Source organism: Monashia sp. HAY1-5C (genome assembly GCF_056755255.1).
The window spans coordinates 1-241 of sequence record NZ_JBPGXG010000685.1; the positions used below are offsets into that span (position 1 = coordinate 1).

General features: G+C 62.2%; 1 pseudogene. It reads left to right on the forward strand.

Annotated features, from left to right (window positions below):
* Nucleotides 1-241, forward strand: a pseudogene (locus ACR9ZK_RS23190) (carbohydrate ABC transporter permease); the annotation flags it as partial.

Here is a 241-nt window from a genome sequence, read left to right on the forward strand (position 1 = left end):
TCCTGGCACCCTTCTACTTCCTGGCGACCACCGCCCTGAAGTCGGACAGCGAGATCTACACGACCTCGCCCCTCGCGCCGCCGTCAAGCCCGGATTTCAGCAACTTCACGGCTGTACTGACTGCTACAGGCAACTCCAACGTGATGCTGGGGCTGATGAACAGCCTGATCATCACGGCGGGCAGCATCCTGGGCCTGATCGCCCTTGGCTCCATCACCGGCGACGTGATCTCCCGTTCGAC